Genomic DNA, 20802 nt, shown 5'->3' with positions numbered 1-20802 from the left:
CATCCCCACAAGGGCCACTACGCGATTATTGCTGCAATCCGGTTGCCTGGTTACCGGTGCCTTCCTGGTTAAACTCGGTGCTGTCGCCGGAGCCCGTAGTGCTGACAAGTACGCCGGGTGGTTTAACGTGGACTACGCCATAACTGATAGACGGAGGAAATATATATATCCGTAGTGTAGTGTTTATAAAGAAGAAAGGGATCTTCCAAGACAATAGGGTCCTGATGCGCAACCCGTTTTGCCAGCGCGGCACGTATCTCTGGGCGATTGGAGTTAGAGTTCCAAAGGCCATTTTGTTCTGCAACGCAAACCAGCGAAAAATCATTTTCGGTCGCAAGATCCTTTGCGCAGGCAATGACACAATCCAATAGCTCATCCGCCAAGTGAACAGTTGAATAGCTTTTTATTGGATTTATGCCGCGAATAAGCAGCGCATTTTCGTAGTGAATGCTTAAGGTGTACAACTGTACATTACCTATTACTTTTCCTAAACGCTCGCTGAATATATTTAAATGGAAGTGATCGGTTCGTTTGAAAAGTTCCCGATTAATGTCGGTGCAAATTCCACTCGTCGATTTTGCAAAGAATGACGCTGCATTTTTAGATAGGTAAATTCGGATCTGGTCATGGATTTGTCGCCGTTGGCAGATAATGTAGCGATAGCAGTGCAGGTGCGGAATAAAATTCAAACTGAAATTATTTAATCGTGCGCGCTCTATATGCACACAATAATCTTGCAATTCAGATAGTGTGCTTTTCAACTCGCTAATGCCCGCGGTGACCGGTCTGAATAGCGTGTAAATAGTCTCGGCGAGCGGCAAGCTCTCGTGGTTACCGAGAGTTACGCCATCAAGCATATTTAGGCTGTTTTCTGATATTGGTGAAAAAACAGGATTATTGCCAAGTATCCGCTGACTGGATTGCAGATTGCTGCTGCGTAGCGAGTTGATGAAAGGCGCCAGGTCTTTGCAACCTAAACAGATAGACATCCAGTAAGGGGTGGTAAGACCGTGCTTCACGGCATTTTCGAGCATTTTTGTTTCTGCAATTGCAGCGTTTGCGCTGGTGGGTTCCATCGCGGCCAGGGTGGTCAGCAACGTGGCAAGCTCGGTTGGCGTTTTGGCGATCACGTTGCGCAACAGTGTGCGAAGCCGCCCTAGCGTATCTTTGTCATGTATGCGCTCCAGTAACGACTCCAGGGCGTCGATCGCGGAGGGATGGATAAACACGAGTTGGCGAATATCGGTCAGGATCCGTTGATTGACAAACGTGGAAAGCAGGCGGTCTCGGCTAGTGTTGCTCTGAAATAACAGTTTGGCCGAAGGATTGCCCAGCACTGTCCACAGCAGCTGGAACAGCGCAATGGGGCAAACGGCGTTGCTCAAGTCTCCGTGGAGCTGGGCCTGGAGTGAGAGAAATCGATGCGCCATGGCCGGATCAATTCCGTAGTGATGCAGGGCAGGTTCCATGTAGCGTAGCGCTGCCCGGGATGAGCATTGGGCCGCAGCAAGGTCTTGATAGGGGTTGAACGCCCGCAAGGATTGTTCGACCAACAGCGCCTGATGTTCAGATTCCAGTTTTGAGTAGGCTTCGTAGGCTGTACCGTTATCCGTGTCCATGTCTGCCAGAACTTCGTGCGCGGGGGGCTTGAAGTGTTTAGCGGGGGTGGTTGCTTCCAGCGCTTCTTTGAGTGGGCCCAGGGTTAAACTCATGGCAGTAGCGATACTGCCCGACGTTTCTCCCGCGCCTTGCAGGCGCCGACGTATCGCAATCCGGTTACCATTTTTCGCGCTGGCAAGGGGCTGAAGTGGGGGGGACCCGTTGTAACTGCTGGAGATTCGAGGTGACGGTTGGGTATGAAGGATCAAGTCTTGCCCGCGTGCGGTTGCCTCATCCAGTTCCCAAGAAATATCAGGCGCGAGCAGTTCGATAATATGTCCAGTGATGGTGGTCAGTAAGTTCTCGTTCGCGTGGAGAACAGGTTCATGATGAGCAATCACGATATGCAGCAAGTCGGGCAGGGCACCTGTTCCCTCGACAAAAAAATAAAAACGCTGCGTGCCAAACATCAACTGTTCGGTCGTGTAAGCACTGAACAGGGGAGAGCTGAAAAAGCTGTTACCGCTCAGTGCCGTTAACTCACGTATTCGTTGCTGCTCATGGAAGTCTGTCGACGACGGCGCCTGAAGCTGGACAAAGCCGTGTTGCTCAAGGTGAAGTCTGATCAACGATATGAGCTGGCTGGCCTGATGGTGGCGATGCCTGAGGGATTGCCGATTTTTTGCATCCTTTTCCGTCAAGAGATCAATTTTTTGCGATTGAAGAATGATGGAAAATTGCTGGAGAACGACTTCGTATTTATTCGGATCTATTCGCTGGTTGGCTGGACGCTCATGGGCATCCGGCCTTGATCTTAACAGGCCGCTCACCGAGACGATGTCCCCTTGGCGAATCTCGGCCGTGGCGTTTCTGAGCGTCGAATCCAGAACAATAACCTGCAACGAAAAATATTGGCTGGCCACTCGGAGGAACGTGAGCCCCCCCAGTTGTCGGACAGCCTCGCAGCGGCCGCTGAATTTCACTGTCTTCTCTTCAAGCACAGGCAGTTCATCTAAATGCAGAAGTAACGATGTATCACTGTTTTCAGTTGTTTCAGTGAGTTGACCCATCACTATGATCGCCTCCTGTAAAGAGTGTGCCTTAACGCTGCACCACTACTGGCTATTACTTTTCGATGGCAAGCAACTCGTCCAATGCCTGCTTGAAGCTGGCCAACAGGGTTTGCACACAATCTTCAGGAATGGCGTCACGGTAGTAGGAAAGGCTACCTATCAATCCGCTTTCGGTACGTAGTGTGTTAAGTGAAACATCGGTCTTGATCCCGCTGGATGGAACCCCGATACCGTGGAGCTGTGATGTGCCTAATTGGCGCTGCCGTGAGGGATAGTTATGGTGGTTATACCAATAGGGAAATCGGGAGCCGTAAGCGACAGCGCGGGGCGAACAGTTGGCTTCAAAAATATGCGGCGGCAGCATGGCGTGGCCATAGGCATCCAACACGCAATGGTTGACCTGCTCCAGCAGCAACAGAGAAGGAGACCATTCAGAAAGCCGGGGTCGAATTACCATAGGGTGTACAAAATACCCCACCACCGGCTCCAAGGCCGCGTCGGTCCGGTTGGCTACCGGAGAGCGTACGTAGAGGTCGATCGTGCCTGTGTTTCTGGCGAGAGAAACCAAGAACGCAGTGAGGATAACGGTATAAAGACTGAAGCCCGTTCTGCTACACAATCGCGCGATTGCGGGGTATTGCGCATCCAGATTGAGCGGTAGAACGGCACAGCGATAGGTAAATTGCTGAGGCCGTTCAATAGCGCCGCGCAGTGGAAAGGGTTCGGGTAATTGTTTCAGTGTCTCTCGCCAAAAATCGCTATGTTTATCCAGCAGGTTTTCAGCCAAACGTTGATGTTGGGCATCGGTATAATCTGCGTATTGCAGGCAGTATTTGGCTTTGTCAGGCACGCCGGTGGCGAGTAATGACTGATAGTGCGCGCAAAGCTGGTCCATTAGTACCGCACCTGACCAGCCATCAAATGCAATGTGATGGGCGGTGATGATCAGCACGTCATCCGTCCCTTGGCATTCAAGGTAGGTTGCCCGTATCAACGGTGCATGTCTTAGGTCAAAAGCGGTCAATGATTCTTCAACGATCAGATCGGCCACGGTTCGGCTGATGTCGCTTTGAAGCGGCAGGTTTATCGGGTGAAAAGGCAACGGGAACTCATCGAGGGCGTGTTGTGAACGACGCCACTGATCGTGAGCGTTGAATTCGAAACTGCAACGTAACGCCGGTTGCTGTTCAAGTACGGCGCCGAAGGCTTCGCGAACCCTGGCCATTGAACATTCGCCGCGAATGTAAAAAGCCATCACCACATTTTCCAGATAGGCTGGGGTTTCGGGAGGCTTTTCAAGAATCTCGCGTTGAGCCAGTCCGGGCGTATCTTCACCTTCTCGCTGGCGCCAGGCATGGGCGTCCAGCAATAGGCTGTTTTCACTATCTTGGCGTGCGCTGCCGTTGAGCAAGTCCGTCTGCTGAGCCAGTATCGGATGGTCGAAAATATCTTTTGGCGTCAGGTCAACATTGAACAGGTTGGCAATTCTGCCAAGCAGCATCATCACTGACAGGGAAGTCGCGCCGCATTCAAAAAAATGGCTGTCGGCCGAGATCGCCTGGTGGCTGAGGATTTCTTTCCAGATAGCTTGTAATCGATCAAATGTCGAAGCGTCGCCAGTGTCTGACGGTGTGATGAGACTGGGCTTTGCATTCATATCACGCAGCGCGTTGTGATTGACCTTGCCGTTAGGCAAAAGAGGTAGATTGGCAAGCGAATACAGTTGGCTGGGGTGATGTAGGCGGGGAGTTGGGTTGAAACTGTCTGTTTGATCCTTTGCTCAAGCAGGTGAGTATCAACGTTGGCCTGCGCTACGTAACACGTACAAATCTGTTTTTCTCCGCTAGCCAGGGTGTCGAGATAGACAGTGGCGTAATGCACTCCTGGTGTTTGTTGGACGATTTGCTCAATGGCCAATAGCTCGACCCTGTGCCCATTGACCTTGTGCTGACTGTCGCGCCGACCCAGGAAGTAGAGCTCTCCCGAGGCGGAAACAATCCCTATGTCGCCGGTTTTATAAATGCGTACTGGTTTTCCATCAACGTTGAGCGTTGAAAAACGCAGGACGTTATCGCCTGGAGTATTTACATACCCTATCGCTACACCGGGTCCAGCGATCGCAATTTCCCCCTCTTGCTCCCCCGTGATGGGGCCACCCTGTTCATCCAGCAGATAAACCTGCATGCCGCGAATGGGGTTACCAATGGGTGGAGGCAAATCTTTGCCGTCAGCCTGGTTCACGCGCCAAAAAGTTGCGTCGATAGTCGTCTCGGTAGGCCCATAGAGATTGACCAGCTGACTTTGAGTCTTCGAAAAGAACTGATCGACAAGCGCCCAGGTTAATGACTCACCGCCGCAAAATATCAAGCGACAGGGAATATGCTCGAATTGCTTTAAATGCAATAATTCAAGTAACAGTGTGGGAACAAATTGCGCAATCGATATGCGCTCTTGTTGCAGTGTTAATAATATGCCAAACGGATGTTTAGCATAAACGGCAGGGAGCATGACCGTACAGGCACCAGCCGCCAGCCCAGTCCACAGCTCCCATACGGATGCGTCAAATGCGACCGAGGTTCGTTGCAATATGATGTCAGCTTCGGTAACGCCAAATTCATCTATAAACCATTGGGTGTGATTCAATAGTCCACCGTGGCTTATTAGTACGCCCTTAGATTCACCTGTCGAGCCAGACGTATAAATGCAGTAAGCCGGTGTATCCTTATTAGGCAGATTCGCACTTTTCCGTTGAAAGCTAGCATTGATAACATCTTGCGGGTTTACGATCCGCTCAGAAAATCGCTGAGGAAAAGATATAGGGGCGTCGCAAAAAATATGCTCAACCCTGGCGTTATTCAGTACGCTCTGGATTCTTTCCTTTGGGTATTCGATGTCTATTGGAAGATAGGCACTGCCATGCTTCATGATTCCCAGGCAAACGGCCACCAGTTGGACTGTTCTCTCCATGGCAACAGCGATAATGCCATGGCTTGCGGCACCCTTTTGTTCCAGGTGCGCAGCCACTCGATCCGCTTGTTCATTCAGTTGTCGATAGGTTAACTGCTGTGCCCCACATTTAACGGCGACACGATCAGGGGAAGCGCTTACGTGGTATGAGATCATGTCTATAATACTGTCGTAAGTACGGTGATTCATATCCGGCTTTCCCTCGGTAGATAGATGTTCAATGACTCACCAGTTATCCTGCCGGCTACGCAATTGACGCGCAACTACCAGTTTTGGTAGTTGCGCTTCCCTATACATTTATTATTCTGCTGTCCATTCGCACTGCAGCAAGGCACTTTTGCGTAGTAGAGTGATAGCCTATGTTTGCTGATTACATAAGGGTCGCAAAGAGCGTTTCGCACATGTCAATTCCCATTGGGGTGGGAATCGTTATTCAATCCTTATATCTGCTTATTGATTTATTTTTTGTCAGTCGGTTGGGCGCTGATGCAATAGCTGGGGTTAGCTCAGCAGCCACCGCTGCATTGCTGACCGGCATGCTTGGCCAACTACTGGGGATAGGTGCAGTGTCCTTGATAGGGCAGGCATTGGGGGCAGGGAAGTATGCACGGGCGCGTACGATTTTTATTCATGCAGGGCTGATGGCTATCGCCTGCAGTGTATGTGTTGTCGTTGCGGGTTATATGGGCGGCGGGCGCGTCATGTCAGGATTTGCCTCGGGTGAGGTCGCACAAGGGATGGGTGAATCGTATTTATATGGCTATATACCGGGATTGGCGCTGCAAATTGTTATCACCGTGGCAACGTTCGGGCTGCGTGCAGCTGGCGAGCCCTATGGGCCATTGGTTGCTCAATGCATTTGCGTTCCAATAAACCTGGTTTTGGCGCCTTTACTAATCTTCGGTGTACCGGGTATCACCGGGCTTGGCACGTTAGGCGCCGGAATGGCTACAACCCTGGCAACCTCGGTTGCAGCGGCGATCATTCTATATAGAGCTGTTGATCGTTACCGACATATTGCACAGGCGCGAATAACGTTTCGCTGGCAAAGCGTTATCGCACGACGAGTCATCTCAGTTGGCCTGCCAGCAGGATTGGAAACACTTGTGATTTTTGTGTACACCTGCTTGATGTATTGGGCAGCTGCAAAACTGGGCGCGCAAGTGCAGGCGGCAGTCGGAATTGGGTTAATGTTAATTCAGGCGCTTTTTATCCCATCCCTTTCGGTTGTTTATGGATGTGTTCCAGTAGCTGCGTTCTATTTCGGTGCCAACGAAGTTGGTAAAGTCAAAGAGGTATATGCTGTTTCGCTGGTGCTGGTCATAAGTATTACGCTGTGCTTAACGGTAGGGTGTTTTTTGTGGGGGAACGCCATGGTGTCCTTTTTTTCAAACGACAGCCATGTAAAACGTATGGCTGCCTATTTTCTGGTGTGCATTTCGTTGAATTTTGTGACATCAGGCCTGACACATATCAATGGCTCGATATTACAGGCGTCCGGTCGAACGATCTGGTCACTGCTGGCTATTTGTACTCGCCTGGCAGTATTTATCATCCCCCTGTTATTTTTGGTCAGTGTGAACAAAGTCACCCTTCAATGGTTATGCGTGCTCTCGAACGTCGCTTTTCTATCTCAGGCGATAGTCAGTGGTTATGCGGTGAGTCTTGTCATAAAGCGATTTATGCAGATTGAACCAAAGTCTGTAGCCGCTGCTTCGATGGAATTTGATTCGTTGTTAATGAACAAGGAGGGGCGTGGGTCATGAGCAACTTGATGAGTTTTTCAAACAGGTGGCATTCAGCATCTGAGCTAAAGCAGGGCGACAATTGTTACGCAGTCAGTACCACGCTATCAAGAGAGTACAAGATTCTTCTTTCTGGCAATATTTTTTCAGAAGATTCTGACTTGCTGGAGACTGTCGTTGACACCGACTCTGCCATGGTTATTTACACCCCGACCGTAAATACGCTCTATGGAGAAGCCATTCGCAGGAAATTCTCCCAGTTGAAAGGGGGCGAGCGTGTCAGTTTTTTTGAGCTTGCAGTAACCGAGAAAAATAAAGAAATTGAGATGTCGCTGGAAGTGTGTCGCCTGGCGAAGGAAATCAATTTTCCACGAAATGGCCAGATAATTTCCGTCGGTGGCGGCGTATGCTTGGATGTTGTCGGGTTTGCAGCATCGATATACAGGCGCGGTGTAAAGTGCATAAAGGTTCCGACTACATTCATTGGCATGATTGATGCTGCGGTCGGCATAAAAAACGGAATTAACTATGAGGGTAAAAAAAGTGTCTTGGGGTCATTTTACCCGGCGGAGTATACCTTTGTTTGCCCTGGTTTTTTAAATACGCTCGCCGTAGAGCATTTAAAAGCCGGTTTTGCGGAAGCGATAAAAATAGCGATTATCAAGGATGCGACACTTTTCGGGAAGTTGGTCAATGTCTCGACTCATATGAATGAGGAAAAGCTCCAAAGCGCAATAGGCTGGGAGGTTGTTGACCGTTCTGTAGTCGGCATGTTGACGGAATTGTCTGAGAACTTGTATGAGCTTGATAGTTATCAGCGATACGTCGATTTTGGTCATACCTTTAGCCCTCATATTGAATCGGCGACTAACTATAAAGTGAGTCATGGTGAAGCCGTGGCTATCGACATTGCCTTGTCTGCAGTCATCAGCGCCCAGCGCAATCTGCTGGCGTGGGATACCTGCCAAGTCATTATTGATACGCTGAAAAGTGCAGGCTTGAGTGTGACCGTCCCCGCAGAAGTCGAGACAGTGGCCCTGTATGAATCCTTGGCGGCGATTGTTGCGCATCGTGCCGGAGCGCTGAACCTGGTTATCCCTGTAACAATTGGCACAGTTGCTTATATTGAACACTGGTGTGAGCTTTCTTGCGGGCAGTTGCAGCAGGCGGTTACTTACCTGGAATCCCACGATGACTAATGTAGGTTGTGCGGCCTGGAGCTTGCCCGAATCCGGCCTGCCTGGCACGTTGCCTGATGGAATGATGATGCACGTGGGCATCCAGACGCTGTCCCAGCTGCGTATGTTGAGGGCGTGTCGTGTCGGCAATGAGCAACAGCTGCGTCAATGCCTGGGGTGTAGCGATAGTCGTCACAAAATCAGTGCCATAGGATTGAACCTGGTTGAGGATTTTGGTCTGAATAGTTATGCCGGGGAAAAATTTAGAACTGAATTTTTCGAATTTTGCCTACACGTTTTTCATGTGGCAGAGTTTTTGAATGTACCCGCCGTGTATATCCCGAGCTTCAATAAAAATGAAATAGTGGGGGCTGATGACCTTGCCGAAACGGCAATGTTCTTCAAAAAGTTATGCCAAACGGCGCAACGCCATCCAGTCTTGATTGCCAGCGAAAACAGTTTATCGGCGAAAGAACAGTTAGCGCTGGTGGATCAGGTTGGCGAAGCAAATTTCAGGGTGCTTCTGGATATTTTTAATCCAGTCCGCTGGGGGCATTCAGTTGAAGAAATTATTTCTTCAGTTCATCCCCATTTGCTCTCCCAGGTCCATGTCAAGGACGGTGTGTTGCCTGGTTATGATAATGCGCTCCTAGGGCAGGGCCAAGGAAATGTTGCTGCCATTATTGAGCTAATAGAGCAACTGGGGTTTTGTGAAGCCTACATCCTTGAAAATGATTATTCCAAACTTTCCATGGATGGAATGAACGCCGATATCGCTTTTCTGCGCTCATGTGTTTCCGGTACGCAAGGGTAAATATCAGAGGGGGTAGCAGATGCTCAACAAGAAAAAACTGCGCCAGACGTTGGAGCAATCGGCGTCAATCAGAATGAACTCGTCGCACTCGCTTTATAAAGAGATTGACTGGGTGGACAACTATCACGTCTTTGTCAATCGACTATCTGTTGCGCCGGAAAGTGACTTTCCAGACCATACGGCGTTCAAGCGTTGGGGCGGAATACTTTCCGGCATAAGTTATATTGTCAAGGATAGCATTGACGTGACCGGGTTTCCGACAACTAACGGCACTCTAGCCCTGAACAATAATTATCCATCAGTTGATCATTCATTGGTTGCGCGCTTGAGATCCCTGGGTGCCATTTGTATCGGCAAAGCTAATCTGGATGAGATGAGTTATGGCTGGTCATCCGATAACCCCTATTTCGGGCAGGTGATTAATCCTGTGTACCCTAATCACTCACCGGGTGGAAGCAGCGGCGGATGCGCAGCAGGTGTAGCGGGTGGTGCTGCTTATTTCGCCGTCGGCGAAGATACAGTGGGTTCTTTACGTATCCCGGCGGCGTTCTGTGGCGTTTCTGCTTATCGGGCTCCTCGCCCGGGGTTTGCCACAGATGGAGTTTGTCCACTGACGTCCTCCGGTTACGATCAGTTAGGGTTGATCGCCAGTACCCTTGACGATATTTCGTTGCTGGACAGTCTCATTCATGAGTACGAAGAGTTACCCGCGGTAGAGCCTATCGATTTGCATATTGCCGTTGCAGCAAATTTTTCTCTGGCAGCATTGACTCCGAGTATTGAAGTGAGCATGCACGAGGCAATATTTAAACTTTCCGCCGCAGGTGCTCACATTGTCATGCAAGAGGTGCCGGCCTCATTTGGGTTGGCAGCCTATGCATTAGCAACGATCGTCAACCATGAATTTTTAGAAGCGTTTAATAATTATCTCGGTTCTCGATCACAGGGTCCGGCGACACTGGATGAATTACTAGAAAATAGTGATACCTCGGCAGCCAATAAAATCAAGGCCCTTGCTTTTCCACCAGGCAGGCCAAGCCTACGCGCGTATGAACGCGCTCAGACAGTCGCGGGGGAAATAAAGCAAGACGTTTTCGATTATTTCAATAGAAGTAAATGCCAGGTGCTGATACATCCCACTGCCGGAGTAACAGCACCAGCGATAAATAATGGAAATGAATTTTCAACTGATCATCTGGCGCTGGCCCGCCATGTTTCGGTCTCCAGTTGTGCTCAAACAATTGCAATGAATTTCTCCGTGACGGGCCCTGACGCATTACCGGTCGGTATTGAAATGTTGTGCTCCCCGACAATTGATCATAAGCATGCATTGGCAATCTGCCGCACTATCGAGACCATCGTCAAGGGATGAAGCACCGCCAGGGATAATGGTGAGCCCTGTCATTTGAAAATTACGAAGCGAGGTTTTATGAGACTTTTGAACGTTGAAATAGAAATCAATTCGCGGTGTAATCGAAAATGCAGTTATTGCCCTGTGTCAATTATGCCTTTCCCTCAGGTGCCCCGATTAATTCAGGAAAACGTGCTGTCGTCGTTTATTTTTCGATTGGAGGAAATAGGCTTCGATGGGAGAATCTCCTTTCATTTTTATAATGAACCGTTAATACATAAAGGTTTGGAGGATATCGTCAGGCGTATTTTACAGGCGGTGCCGAAATGCCGCCCTGTACTGTTTACCAACGGGGATCTTCTTACTCAGCAGCGGTATGAGTCGCTGGTCGATGCCGGCATGCAAATGATTGTTATCACTTCCCACAGCGGAAAATCTCACCCGCCCAGGCCAAGACAAGTTGTCCAGTTCTCAGACGATCTGGTGCTGACCAACCGTGGCGGAAAAATGGCGGAGTTGCCCAAGGCCACGGAGCTGGATATCTCTCAAAGGTGTTTTGCGCCTACGGAAATGTTGATCGTCACGATCACTGGAGATGTTGTCCTGTGTTATGAGGATGCTTATCGAAGCCATGTCATGGGCAATATATGTAATCAGTCCATTGCCGAGATCTGGAACAGCGATGACTACTCGCGTATTCGAGGAGAGCTGGAAATTGGCAATCGCAAAGGTGCTTGCGAGATGTGTACCCACTGTACCAATCGTGCCCATACCGCACTTGGAAAGTCCGATCGCTCTGAACCTTTTTGGGATCTCATTTCTTAAGCCATTTCTTTTAACCGGGCTATAAGCCGTCATCAGGAAAGGGTCATGAATATTCATATTACCGATACAACAACTTTAATTGGCTCCAACACGCCTGTGACAACGAACGCTTGGCCGAAGTGGCCTTCCCACGACAGCGGTACTTTGAAAGTCATGACTGAGGTGCTGGAGTCGACACGGTGGACGATAAGTGGAGCTTATAGCGGCCAAGAGACCTATGAGCGACGATTTGCCAGGGCTTTTGCCGAGTACTGCGGCACTCGGTATTGCACGCCTGTCACTAGTGGAACCTCTGCGCTGACGATTTCGCTGCTGGCATTGGGCGTAGGAGCGGGTGACGAAGTATTGGTCCCCGGCCTGACCTGGGTGGCCTGCGCTTCCGCAACCTGCAGCGTGGGCGCAGTCCCGGTGCTGGTTGATATTGATCCCGAGTCCATGGCGATGTCACCGCAAGCGGCCGAAGCACGGATAAACGCGAAAACAAAGGCGATCTTGCTTGTACATGCCTACTGCCGAACGGCGGACATCGATTCGTTCCTGGACATTAGCGAGCGTTACAAAATCCCGCTGATTGAGGATTGCTCGCAGGCACACGGGGCAATGTGGCGTGGCCGCAAGGTAGGGGCTTTTGGTGCCCTGGGATGCTTCAGCATGCAACAAGCCAAGGTGCTGACCTCAGGAGAAGGGGGAGCCGTTGTGACATCGGATCCGGTACTGGCGGAGAAGCTTGAGCAACTGAGGGCTGACGGCCGGCTGTTTTCGGGGGCGCCTGAAGAGAGACGTTTGGAGCTGGTAGAGCGAGGAACGGTGCAAGGACAGAATTTTTGCCTGACGGAATTTCAATCCGCCATTTTGCTCGACCGGCTACGGCACCTGGATCGGCAGAATGCGCAGCGTGAAGAGTGCGCAGAGACCTTGCAGGCTCTGTTCGAAGGTGAGGAAGACTTCGTCACCTTCTTGCGACGTGATCCACGTAATACACGGTGTACCTATTACAACCTGGTAATGAAAATAGGACTCGAAAAGTACTTTCCTGGATGCACGATAGACGCCTTGGCCCTGGCCATGACCGAAGAGTTGAATGTTCAAGTCAGCCCGCTTTATCAGCCGATGAATAAGTTCACGCTGTACAACCCACTCTCGAGCCCGAGAATAAAGAACTTTAGTAATAAGGATGATTTCGAGCCGACGCGTTATCAACTACCCCAAGCCGAATCAGCAAGGCGTCATCATATCTCGCTGCCAAACTGGGTTTTGCTTGGAGGCGCCGGCGCGGCGCAAAAAATTGCCCAAGCCTTGAGAAAGCTGGTTGCTCAGCCGCATAAGGTTTTCTCTGCTCGCCAGGCACCGACATCCGACGCGTTTTAACGTCATTCATAAGGTCACATGCCATGAAAGTCGTGAGTATCACCATTATCGGACTCGGTCCTCGAGGTCTTTGCGTGCTGGAGCGTCTTTTGTCGCTGGCCGCGCAACAGCCGGAGCTCCAGGTACAGATTGTTGTCGTTAATAAAGGCATGCCGGGGCAAGGCGTTCATGGGCAGTCCCTCTCCGACAGGTTTCTTCTGAATACAGTGGCAGGCTTATTGACCCTGATCCCTGGGGAGGCGTTTCAGCCATCATTGCTCAAAGGCACGTTTGCCGACTTCCTGCCCTGGCTGAATCAACAAGGTATCGCGGCGAGTGCCGGCGCTTACATGCCCAGACGCCTGTTTGGAGCTTATTGCCATGAACTGTATCAGCGCTTGCTGGAACGTTGTCCGTTGAATTGCCAAGTGGAATATATCGATGACGAGGCTATCGATATACAACAGGCCGGGCAGAAAGAAGTTACTTGTTTGCTTACGCAGCGCAAGATTGTCAGTGACCATGTAGTGGTTGCTGTCGGTCATATGCTTCCAGTGGCCAACAGCCAAGAATTGATCGCTGATATCTACACCGCTGAACTCAGTAGCCGGAATATCCCTGCAGGCAGCACTGTCGGGATACAAGGTTTTGGTTTGACGGCCATGGATGCTATCGCTGAATTGACCCGGGGCAGGGGAGGTATTTTTGCCGATGGCGTCTATAAGCCGTCAGGTAACGAGCCCAATATCATCCTTTTCTCTCGTAGCGGATTGCCCTCACGGGCACGCCCTGTCGATGATGGTTGCGCTGACTTTGCTCCGACGCTTCACTTCAATGAGCAAGCAGCTTTGGCGTTGCGCAAGCAGCGGGGGCAGGCAGCGATCAACTTCATGACGGAAATTTATCCGCTGCTCGCCCTGGATGTTGCACAAGCCATGCTGGACCGGGAGGTGCCGACGCAGGCCGCCATGGCGTTGATGAACGGCTTGCTTTGGCCTGAGATGTCGCAAAAAAACAGCCAGGAATACAGTGCCGCGGTCGTTGAGTTCGTAAAACAAGACTTGTATGAGGCTCATCTGGGGCTATCAGGAAGCGCCGTGAAGCGTGCAGTTGAAGTCTTGATGAACGCACGGGATGCCATCAGGACCGTTGTGAATTACGGGGGGCTGACGCCATCCTCCCATAGTTGGTTCTACAACCACTTTGCTTCTGCAATTAATCGCAATGCAATAGGCCCGCAGCATGAACGCCAGCAAGAGCTGTTAATGTTGATCGACGCGGGGATTGTTTTAACGCCGCTCGGTCCCGCTCCCGAATTGCAATGGGCGCCAAAGAAACACTGCTGGCATGTGCAGTCAACCGTATTTGAAACCCCGGTATCCATTGATCTCGACCGACTTCTGCAAGGCTATACCTCTCAGCCGACGCTGACGAAAAACACATCTGGGTTGCTGGGCGCACTGGTTGAAGGCGGGCGTATTCATGCACGTCACACTGATTGGCTCGCGACACCAGGAGTTGCCGTGAATGCTGAATCAAAAGCCGTATCGTCGTATGGCGTGGCTCAAGAGCATTTGTTCATTACAGGGGTCATGAGCGAAGGGAGCACCTACTACAACTGGTACGTCCCTACGATAGATGGCAAGTCCACACCTTTCGTTGAAGCGCAGAGAATCGCTTCTGCTGTATTAGGGTATGACAAGGAGGCGCCCGATGAAGGTGCTGGAGAGTAAAACTGCATGGGTGACGGGCGCCAGCTATGGCATTGGTCGGGCAATTGCTGACGCGCTCAGGGAGGCAGGATATGCAGTTGTTACCTTGCAGCGAGGTGGCGGTGATGTTGCCTGCGATCTTTATCAAACAAAAAAGATAGAACAGGTTTGGCAAGCGGCTGAAAGAATCAAAGGCGTACCCGATCTGCTCATTTTAAATGCGGGGGCCTGTGTTGATGATGAGTTCGTCCACACTCGGTTACCCGGGCTGCAGGCGATCTTTGCGCTGAATGTATTCAGTCCTATCTTATTGGCACGACTGGCAATACGCCGTTGGCAGGAGGAACAAAGGGAAGGACATATCATTTTCATCGGCTCACAGGCGGCTTTGCCAGGTGCAAAGCACACAGGCAACAGCCTTTACACTGCCGCCAAAGGCGCATTGCACGCCATTATTGGGCCCTTGGCTTGGGAGTGTGGCCAGACGATCAGGATCAACTGCATTGCTCCTGGTGATGTCATGACACCCGGGGAAGAAAAGAGCCTGCAAACAAGATCGACCAAAACGGGCACTGATGTGACGGAGTTGATCGCCCTGGCCGCAAAAAACACTGCACTCAAGCGCTGGGTAAAGCCTGAAGAGGTTGCACAGGCCGTGTTTTTTCTTGAGCAATGCACCGCAATGACTGGAACGATATTGAACCTGAGTGCCGGAGCAACCATTCATTGATAGTCTGACAATTCGGTCCTTATTTGTTGTTTTTTTTTTTGCTGTGCTATTTGACCGGTGTCTTATGTTCTATAGGTAGCCTTTAACTATTGCATGGGCAATGGCTTGTACTCGGTTAGTCGTATTTAACTTTTTTTGTATTTTCTTGTGGTGAAAGTTTATTGCGTCTTGCGATAGGCCGAGAATTATTGCGATTTCTTCTGATGTTTTTCCGTCAGCGCCCCAGAGCAGTATTTCTTTCTCTCTGGGCGATAAAAATATTGTCTGTGAAGTGGTGTTGTTTAAATTAAATAGTTTTCTGTAAGCTTCTTCTGTAATGGTTTTCATTAGTGTGCGTGATATTTTTAGCTCATGACGGTCGATTTCATGATGTGTTCTTGCTAAGAAAAAATGTTCTACTACTCCTTCGGGTTTTTGAGTGGATTGAGTTATGAAGAAAATCGAATCATTTATTTTTATTGTGTGTAAGTTTTCATGGTTTTGTGCTTGATTGAAAGTTGTTAACTGTTCTGGCGTGATTTTAAGATGTCCTGTGCTTCTATGAGGGCTTTTCCTGGTAAGGAAGCTTGACACGTCAAGTGGGTAGTTTCCGTAAGTCTGCACTCTAGGGTTTGTAAAAGGGGTCGGATACTGGATGTGATAGGAGAAATAGTCAAACTTCATTTCTTTAATTATTTTAAAACATGTCGCCCATAAGTTTTCGACTGTTTCGCTCTGCGATATGGCCGCGTGAATATGATTTTTTAGGGAGAGTAGATCGGTACGATTCATGATGCCCCCTTTGCAGTTTAAATTTTCCGTAATAGGGGGGGGACTATTGACGATTGTAGATGAGTTGTTAAGTCGGATTGTTCCTGCGTTTCCAACTCCTTTTCCATTTATCGAGTGAGTTAGTTCCTACAGATTACTCGCCCGATTCAACTCTTAGCTCTGGCAAAGGAGCTGCCGCAGACTGCGATCTTTCAGAGGCACTTCCACTTTCTGATCACTCGAAGATAAACCAGTACGTTGAGTACCAGTACCACAGCGGCCAGCCACAGTTGAACAGCCGGAGTCAGCCCGTCCGGGTAAATGACCGGCCACACATAATGTTCGATGAAACTCGCGGCATAGCCGCTTTGCCCGGCCCCCTGGTGCATGCGGTTTTCCCAGTCGGTCAGCGGGCAGGGCAGGTGGAAGAACTCCACCGCCGTACCCCACAGCGCGGCTGGCGGATGCCACCAGATCAGGTGGCGCCATTTGAGCACCAGCAACCCGCCGAACAACACAAACACGATGAACAGCAAGTGAAACAGCATCAGCCCGTCGGCGGCGATTCGGTACAGCATGTCGGTGCCCCTGAAGGCTGAACGAATCGCTCCATGCTACTCGGGCCGTTGGCGGGGGTTCTATCGATTGTCGCGCTCCAATGCGCTGAGCACGCCTTTCAAGCGTTCGGTCATCGATTCGCTGCTGCGTTGCATCGGTGCACGCAGTTCATCACCGATCAAGCCTTGCAGGGCCAAGGCGGTTTTCACCGGGGCCGGGTTGGGCTCCAGGAACAGGCTGTTGATCAGCGGCAGCAAACGGAAAAATGTGGCGCGGCCATCCGCCAGCCTGTTGTCGCGGATCTGCTGGTACAACTGCACGAACAGTTCCGGATGAACGTGCGCCGACGCGGCAATCGCGCCTTTGGCTCCCAGGCACAGGGCGTTGAAGATCTGGTTATCTTCACCGCACAGCACATCGACCTGGCCGCTGTTGAGCAAGGCGAGGGTGTTCGAGAAGTTACCGCCGCAGTCCTTGATCGCGACGATGCGTTCGTGGGCGACGATGTTGAGCAGGGTCGCCTGCTCGAAGGCCACGCCGGTACGGTAAGGAATGTCGTAGAGAATCAGCGGCACGCTGGAAGCATCGGCCACGGTCTGGAAAAACGCTTCGAGGCCGGCCTGGGACGGGCGGATGTAATACGGCGGCGGCACCAGCAAACCTGCCACCGGACGCTTCAGGATCTCGCGCTGGAACTGCAGCAACTCGCTCAGGTTGTTGCCGGCCAGGCCCATGACGATGCGATCGGCCGGCACCAGCTCGAGTACGGCATCGAGTACCGCCAGTTGCTCCTGTTTGCTCATGGCCGCCGGTTCGCCGGTGGTGCCACAGACAACCAGGCCGTCGACGCCCTTTTCCAGCAGGTGGCTGACCAGCCGGCGCAAGCCGACGAAATCGATGGCACCGTTGTGGAACGGCGTGACCAGTGGAACCCAGATACCTTGAAACGATGACATACGCTGACTCCTGAAGGTTTGACCGATTTCGTCACCGTCAGAAGCGTAGAAGGAAGCAAGCAAGGGGAGGGTGGTCCGTCGCGCTCAATGTCCTGTCAGCTCATCTGACGGGACAGCGCGCCCCGGTCACATGAGCGACTGTTTCTTCGATTTGAGGGCGTGCGCAACGCAACCTTGCGCCTTGGCATTCAAGCCAATGACGTCAATGTTGAGGTTGAAGGTTGCGGACATGTTTGCTTACACCCTGAATGAGGTGCCCAGTTTTAAAAGGCGGCGCCGGGTTTGTCAATCTCGAAAATCTGCGAACGCCGCGCGCATGCGCCCGTTGCGCTTGGCCTGATAGAGCAATTTGTCGACCTGTTCGACGAACGCCAGTGCCGTGGTGTGCGGCGTGGCGTGGGTGGTACCGACCCCCAGGCTCAGGCTGAGCAAGGGCGATACCGCGGAAAATTCGTGGGGAATCTGCTGCTGGCGAATCAGGTGCAGGCACTTGTTGGCCACCAATCGGGCAGATTCGGCATCGGTTTCCGGCAGCAGCCAGACGAACTCTTCGCCGCCGATCCGGGCGATGAAATCCCGTGGTCGATTCGCCGCCAGCGACAGCGTGCGCGCCACACGGCGCAGGCATTCGTCACCCTTGATGTGGCCGTAATGGTCGTTGTACTGCTTGAAATAATCGATATCCAGCACGATCACCGACAGCGGCGCGCCGCTGCGCTGGGCGCTGGTCCATTCCCGTTCCAGCACGGTGTCGAACATGCGCCGGTTGGCAATGCCCGTCAGGCCGTCCTGGAAGGAATATTCCTCGAGCTGTTTCTGCAGGCGAATCAGGTGCTCTTCGGTTTTCTTGCGCTCGCTGATGTCGAACATGAAGCCGACCAGCGCTTCGACCTCGCCGTCCTTGCGCACCACGTGCACCACATCGCGAATCCACACGTATTCACCGTTGCGGGTCAGTGCCCGGTAATCCGCCTCGTGATCGACGCCGGCACGGGATTGCGAGACGCAGAACTCCACCACGTAGTCGCGATCGTCCGGGTGCATGCGTTCGACCCAGTCGTTGACCCCGACCCAACTGTCCTGCGCCCAACCCAGCAGGCTCTCGATCTGCGGTCCGATGTAGCTGAAGGTCATGGTCTTCCAGTCGATTCGCCACGGGATCGCCTTGGTCGACTCAAGCAGGGTTTTATAGACGTCGCTGTCGGTTTCGACTGAATGCATGAACGGCCGCACCTTGAGGGGAAAAAATGCAGCGCCATCATGTTGCTACTATTGAGCCGGCGCAAGCAGGCAGCCGATGAATGGCAATGTGCGCAAGATCGTTCAAGCCAACGGCGGCCAGTGCTGGCACAGTTTGTCGTCTTTCACTGATTGTCGAGCGTTATGTCCAACTCACTCATGCCGCGCGGTGCGTTTCTTCGCGGCGCTGCGGCGATCATGCCGTTGTCCCTGGCCACCGCACCCTGGGGGTTGCTGGCCGGTTCCATGGCCATCGAAGCCAATCTCACCCCCCTGCAAGGCCAGGGCCTGTCGAGCATCGTGTTTGCCGGCGCCGCGCAACTGGTGGCCATCGGCATGCTCAAGGGCGGTGCCGGGATCTTTTCGATTCTGCTCACCACCTTGTTACTGACCTCCCAGCATCTGCTCTACGGGATGAGCCTGCGTTCGGTGATTTCGCCGCTGCCGGGGCGCTGGCGGGCAGGATTGGGCTTTCTGCTCACCGACGAGTTGTTCGCCCTGACCAGTCAGTACGACAAGCAACAATTCAACCGCTGGTACGCCCTGGGGGTCGGCTTGACGTTCTACGTCGCCTGGAACCTCTTCACCCTGCTGGGCATCGTGCTCGGCAGCAGCATTCCGGGCCTGGAGCACCTGGGGCTGGATTTCTCCATCGCTGCCACCTTCATCGCCCTGATCACCCCGGTGGTGCGCAATGTGCCGACCGTGGTGTGCGTCGCGGTGTCGCTGTTCTGTTCGGTGCTGTTCAGCTATTGGCAATGGGGCTCGGCGCTGGTGTTGTCGGGGTTGGCGGGCATGAGCGCCGGTTTTATCTGCAATAAATTCCAGGGTGAACGCACATGATGGTCTGGGCAGTGATTATCGGGATGGGCGTGTTGGTGTTTCTCAACCGCTACGTGTTTCTGGAACCGCGGCTGCCAGTGCGCTTGAGCAGCAATGCCCGACAGTTCCTGGGCTTTGCCGTGCCGGGCATGTTGACCGCCATCTGCGGGCCGATTGTGTTCATGCCGGAAAAGCAGCTGAATCTGCATTGGGACAACCCGTACCTGATCAGTTCGCTGGTGGCCGTCGGCCTGGTGCTCTACACCCGCAATACCTTGCTCAGCATGCTGTTGAGTATGGGCTTCTTCTTTCTGCTGCGAGGGTGGCTGTGAGCCGGGCACCGGAAATTGTTCTACGCTTAAAGTTGATGACCGATCCCTTCAGGAAGAGAGGTGAACATGGCAACTGACCCAAAGCGTCCGGACCTGGACGACGACACGGATGAACCGACGGAAGAAGAGCTCGAGCAGCAGAAGCACGCTGAGCAGACATGGAAACATGACGACAGCCGGGAACTGTCGGAGCGCGACATGGAGCGTCCATTGAAGCCCTGACCGGGCTGCGTACAAATAAGCCCCCACTGTAGGAGCGAGCCTGCTCCGGGCGGCGTTCCGACGCGGCCCCAAGGACGCCGCGTTTAGCCAGTGAACACGCGCAATTGTTAACGACCATCGCGAGCAGGCTCGCTCCTACAAGTGGAGCACGTTCATTCAACTGAACCCCATTGCCATTGAACGGGGCTTTTCAATTCTTCAGGTGTGGATCAGGCGTCGTCCAACAGAAACTCGGGATGAGCGGCCCGATACCCCAGGGTTTTGTCGAGCCAGGCGTTCAACTCATTGACCATCACCGGCGGTTTGCCCGGATATCTTTCGAGGGTTGAACTCAGTAAGTGATTGATATTGTGGACTGTTCGCAGGTTCCGGGTCTTTATGTATTGCCCGATAAAACAGTCGAGTTGGTAGTGTTCTGTCGGCGAAAGATAAATGCACGCCAGACCCACGACTTGATTCATTGCAAAATCGTCGCGCAATTTAGTTCTCTGCAAGGCTTGTTTTCAGGGATTTCCTTAGTTGTTGACTCTTTGGTCAACTGGGTGGTGCAACTGGAAATGCGGCGCGCATGCTATCGGTAGT

General features: G+C 52.0%; 19 protein-coding genes. 11 read left to right on the top strand and 8 right to left on the bottom strand.

Annotated features, from left to right (window positions below):
* Positions 1-122: 122 nt before the first annotated feature.
* From ACVWYU_RS24290 to ACVWYU_RS24280, 3 genes are read right to left on the bottom strand one after another with little or no spacing between them, the layout of a single operon-like run.
* On the bottom strand, positions 123-2669 hold the full coding sequence (locus ACVWYU_RS24290; RefSeq protein WP_457373853.1) for a hypothetical protein: 2547 nt from the start codon (positions 2667-2669) through the stop codon (positions 123-125).
* A gap of 55 nt (positions 2670-2724) precedes the next feature.
* Positions 2725-4329 (bottom strand): condensation domain-containing protein, encoded by a 1605-nt coding sequence (locus ACVWYU_RS24285; RefSeq protein ID WP_457373852.1) that lies wholly within the window; start codon positions 4327-4329, stop codon positions 2725-2727.
* Complete coding sequence (locus tag ACVWYU_RS24280) at positions 4326-5828, bottom strand: amino acid adenylation domain-containing protein (RefSeq protein WP_457373851.1); 1503 nt, start codon at positions 5826-5828, stop codon at positions 4326-4328. The genes ACVWYU_RS24285 and ACVWYU_RS24280 overlap by 4 nt, the downstream gene beginning before the upstream one ends.
* A gap of 212 nt (positions 5829-6040) precedes the next feature.
* Between ACVWYU_RS24280 and ACVWYU_RS24275 the strand changes: the two genes are divergently transcribed.
* The 8 genes from ACVWYU_RS24275 to ACVWYU_RS24240 are packed head-to-tail and all read left to right on the top strand — an operon-like array spanning position 6041 to position 15341.
* Entirely contained in the window at positions 6041-7405 is a 1365-nt protein-coding gene (locus tag ACVWYU_RS24275; protein ID WP_457373850.1) for an MATE family efflux transporter, read from the top strand.
* The gene (locus ACVWYU_RS24270) at positions 7402-8583 is read left to right on the top strand and encodes a 3-dehydroquinate synthase family protein (RefSeq protein ID WP_457373849.1); all 1182 of its coding nucleotides are present in this window, start codon (positions 7402-7404) and stop codon (positions 8581-8583) included. The genes ACVWYU_RS24275 and ACVWYU_RS24270 overlap by 4 nt, the downstream gene beginning before the upstream one ends.
* Positions 8576-9376: a sugar phosphate isomerase/epimerase family protein gene (locus tag ACVWYU_RS24265; protein WP_457373848.1), complete on the top strand. Its 801-nt coding sequence runs from the start codon at positions 8576-8578 to the stop codon at positions 9374-9376. Before ACVWYU_RS24270 ends, ACVWYU_RS24265 begins: the two co-directional genes overlap by 8 nt.
* A gap of 19 nt (positions 9377-9395) precedes the next feature.
* Positions 9396-10748 (top strand): amidase family protein, encoded by a 1353-nt coding sequence (locus ACVWYU_RS24260; protein WP_457373847.1) that lies wholly within the window; start codon positions 9396-9398, stop codon positions 10746-10748.
* A gap of 57 nt (positions 10749-10805) precedes the next feature.
* Complete coding sequence (locus ACVWYU_RS24255) at positions 10806-11552, top strand: SPASM domain-containing protein (protein WP_457373846.1); 747 nt, start codon at positions 10806-10808, stop codon at positions 11550-11552.
* Between the two features lie 45 nt (positions 11553-11597).
* Positions 11598-12920 (top strand): DegT/DnrJ/EryC1/StrS family aminotransferase, encoded by a 1323-nt coding sequence (locus ACVWYU_RS24250; protein ID WP_457373845.1) that lies wholly within the window; start codon positions 11598-11600, stop codon positions 12918-12920.
* 23 nt (positions 12921-12943) lie between these two features.
* Positions 12944-14632, top strand: a complete 1689-nt coding sequence (locus ACVWYU_RS24245; protein ID WP_457373844.1) for an FAD/NAD(P)-binding protein — start codon at positions 12944-12946, stop codon at positions 14630-14632.
* Positions 14613-15341 carry an SDR family NAD(P)-dependent oxidoreductase gene (locus ACVWYU_RS24240; protein WP_247254356.1) on the top strand — a complete coding sequence of 243 codons (729 nt, stop codon included), beginning with the start codon at positions 14613-14615 and terminating at the stop codon, positions 15339-15341. Before ACVWYU_RS24245 ends, ACVWYU_RS24240 begins: the two co-directional genes overlap by 20 nt.
* A 69-nt stretch (positions 15342-15410) precedes the next feature.
* Here the strand turns inward: ACVWYU_RS24240 and ACVWYU_RS24235 are convergent, their stop codons facing one another.
* The 4 genes from ACVWYU_RS24235 to ACVWYU_RS24220 all read right to left on the bottom strand — a co-directional run bounded on the left by ACVWYU_RS24235 (position 15411) and on the right by ACVWYU_RS24220 (position 18826).
* Positions 15411-16112: a LuxR C-terminal-related transcriptional regulator gene (locus tag ACVWYU_RS24235; RefSeq protein WP_457373843.1), complete on the bottom strand. Its 702-nt coding sequence runs from the start codon at positions 16110-16112 to the stop codon at positions 15411-15413.
* A gap of 191 nt (positions 16113-16303) precedes the next feature.
* Positions 16304-16669, bottom strand: a complete 366-nt coding sequence (locus ACVWYU_RS24230; RefSeq protein WP_457373842.1) for a DUF2784 domain-containing protein — start codon at positions 16667-16669, stop codon at positions 16304-16306.
* Between the two features lie 60 nt (positions 16670-16729).
* The gene (gene dapA / locus ACVWYU_RS24225; RefSeq protein WP_390955430.1) at positions 16730-17605 is read right to left on the bottom strand and encodes a 4-hydroxy-tetrahydrodipicolinate synthase; all 876 of its coding nucleotides are present in this window, start codon (positions 17603-17605) and stop codon (positions 16730-16732) included.
* A 285-nt stretch (positions 17606-17890) separates the two neighbouring features.
* On the bottom strand, positions 17891-18826 hold the full coding sequence (locus tag ACVWYU_RS24220; protein ID WP_457373841.1) for a GGDEF domain-containing protein: 936 nt from the start codon (positions 18824-18826) through the stop codon (positions 17891-17893).
* A 162-nt stretch (positions 18827-18988) separates the two neighbouring features.
* Between ACVWYU_RS24220 and ACVWYU_RS24215 the strand changes: the two genes are divergently transcribed.
* The 3 genes from ACVWYU_RS24215 to ACVWYU_RS24205 all read left to right on the top strand — a co-directional run bounded on the left by ACVWYU_RS24215 (position 18989) and on the right by ACVWYU_RS24205 (position 20220).
* The gene (locus ACVWYU_RS24215) at positions 18989-19687 is read left to right on the top strand and encodes an AzlC family ABC transporter permease (protein WP_457373840.1); all 699 of its coding nucleotides are present in this window, start codon (positions 18989-18991) and stop codon (positions 19685-19687) included.
* Entirely contained in the window at positions 19687-19998 is a 312-nt protein-coding gene (locus ACVWYU_RS24210; RefSeq protein ID WP_162842384.1) for an AzlD domain-containing protein, read from the top strand. Before ACVWYU_RS24215 ends, ACVWYU_RS24210 begins: the two co-directional genes overlap by 1 nt.
* Positions 19999-20064: 66 nt before the next feature.
* The gene (locus tag ACVWYU_RS24205) at positions 20065-20220 is read left to right on the top strand and encodes a hypothetical protein (protein ID WP_162842367.1); all 156 of its coding nucleotides are present in this window, start codon (positions 20065-20067) and stop codon (positions 20218-20220) included.
* A 209-nt stretch (positions 20221-20429) separates the two neighbouring features.
* Here the strand turns inward: ACVWYU_RS24205 and ACVWYU_RS24200 are convergent, their stop codons facing one another.
* A complete protein-coding gene (locus ACVWYU_RS24200; protein WP_090319527.1) occupies positions 20430-20699 on the bottom strand; it encodes a hypothetical protein in 270 nt (89 codons plus the stop codon).
* Between the last annotated feature and the right edge of the window lie 103 nt (positions 20700-20802).

The sequence above is a fragment of the Pseudomonas sp. TE12234 genome (assembly GCF_054061835.1).
The sequence above is the reverse complement of the archived record's forward strand: the minus strand, read 5'-3'. Positions and strand labels throughout refer to the sequence as shown.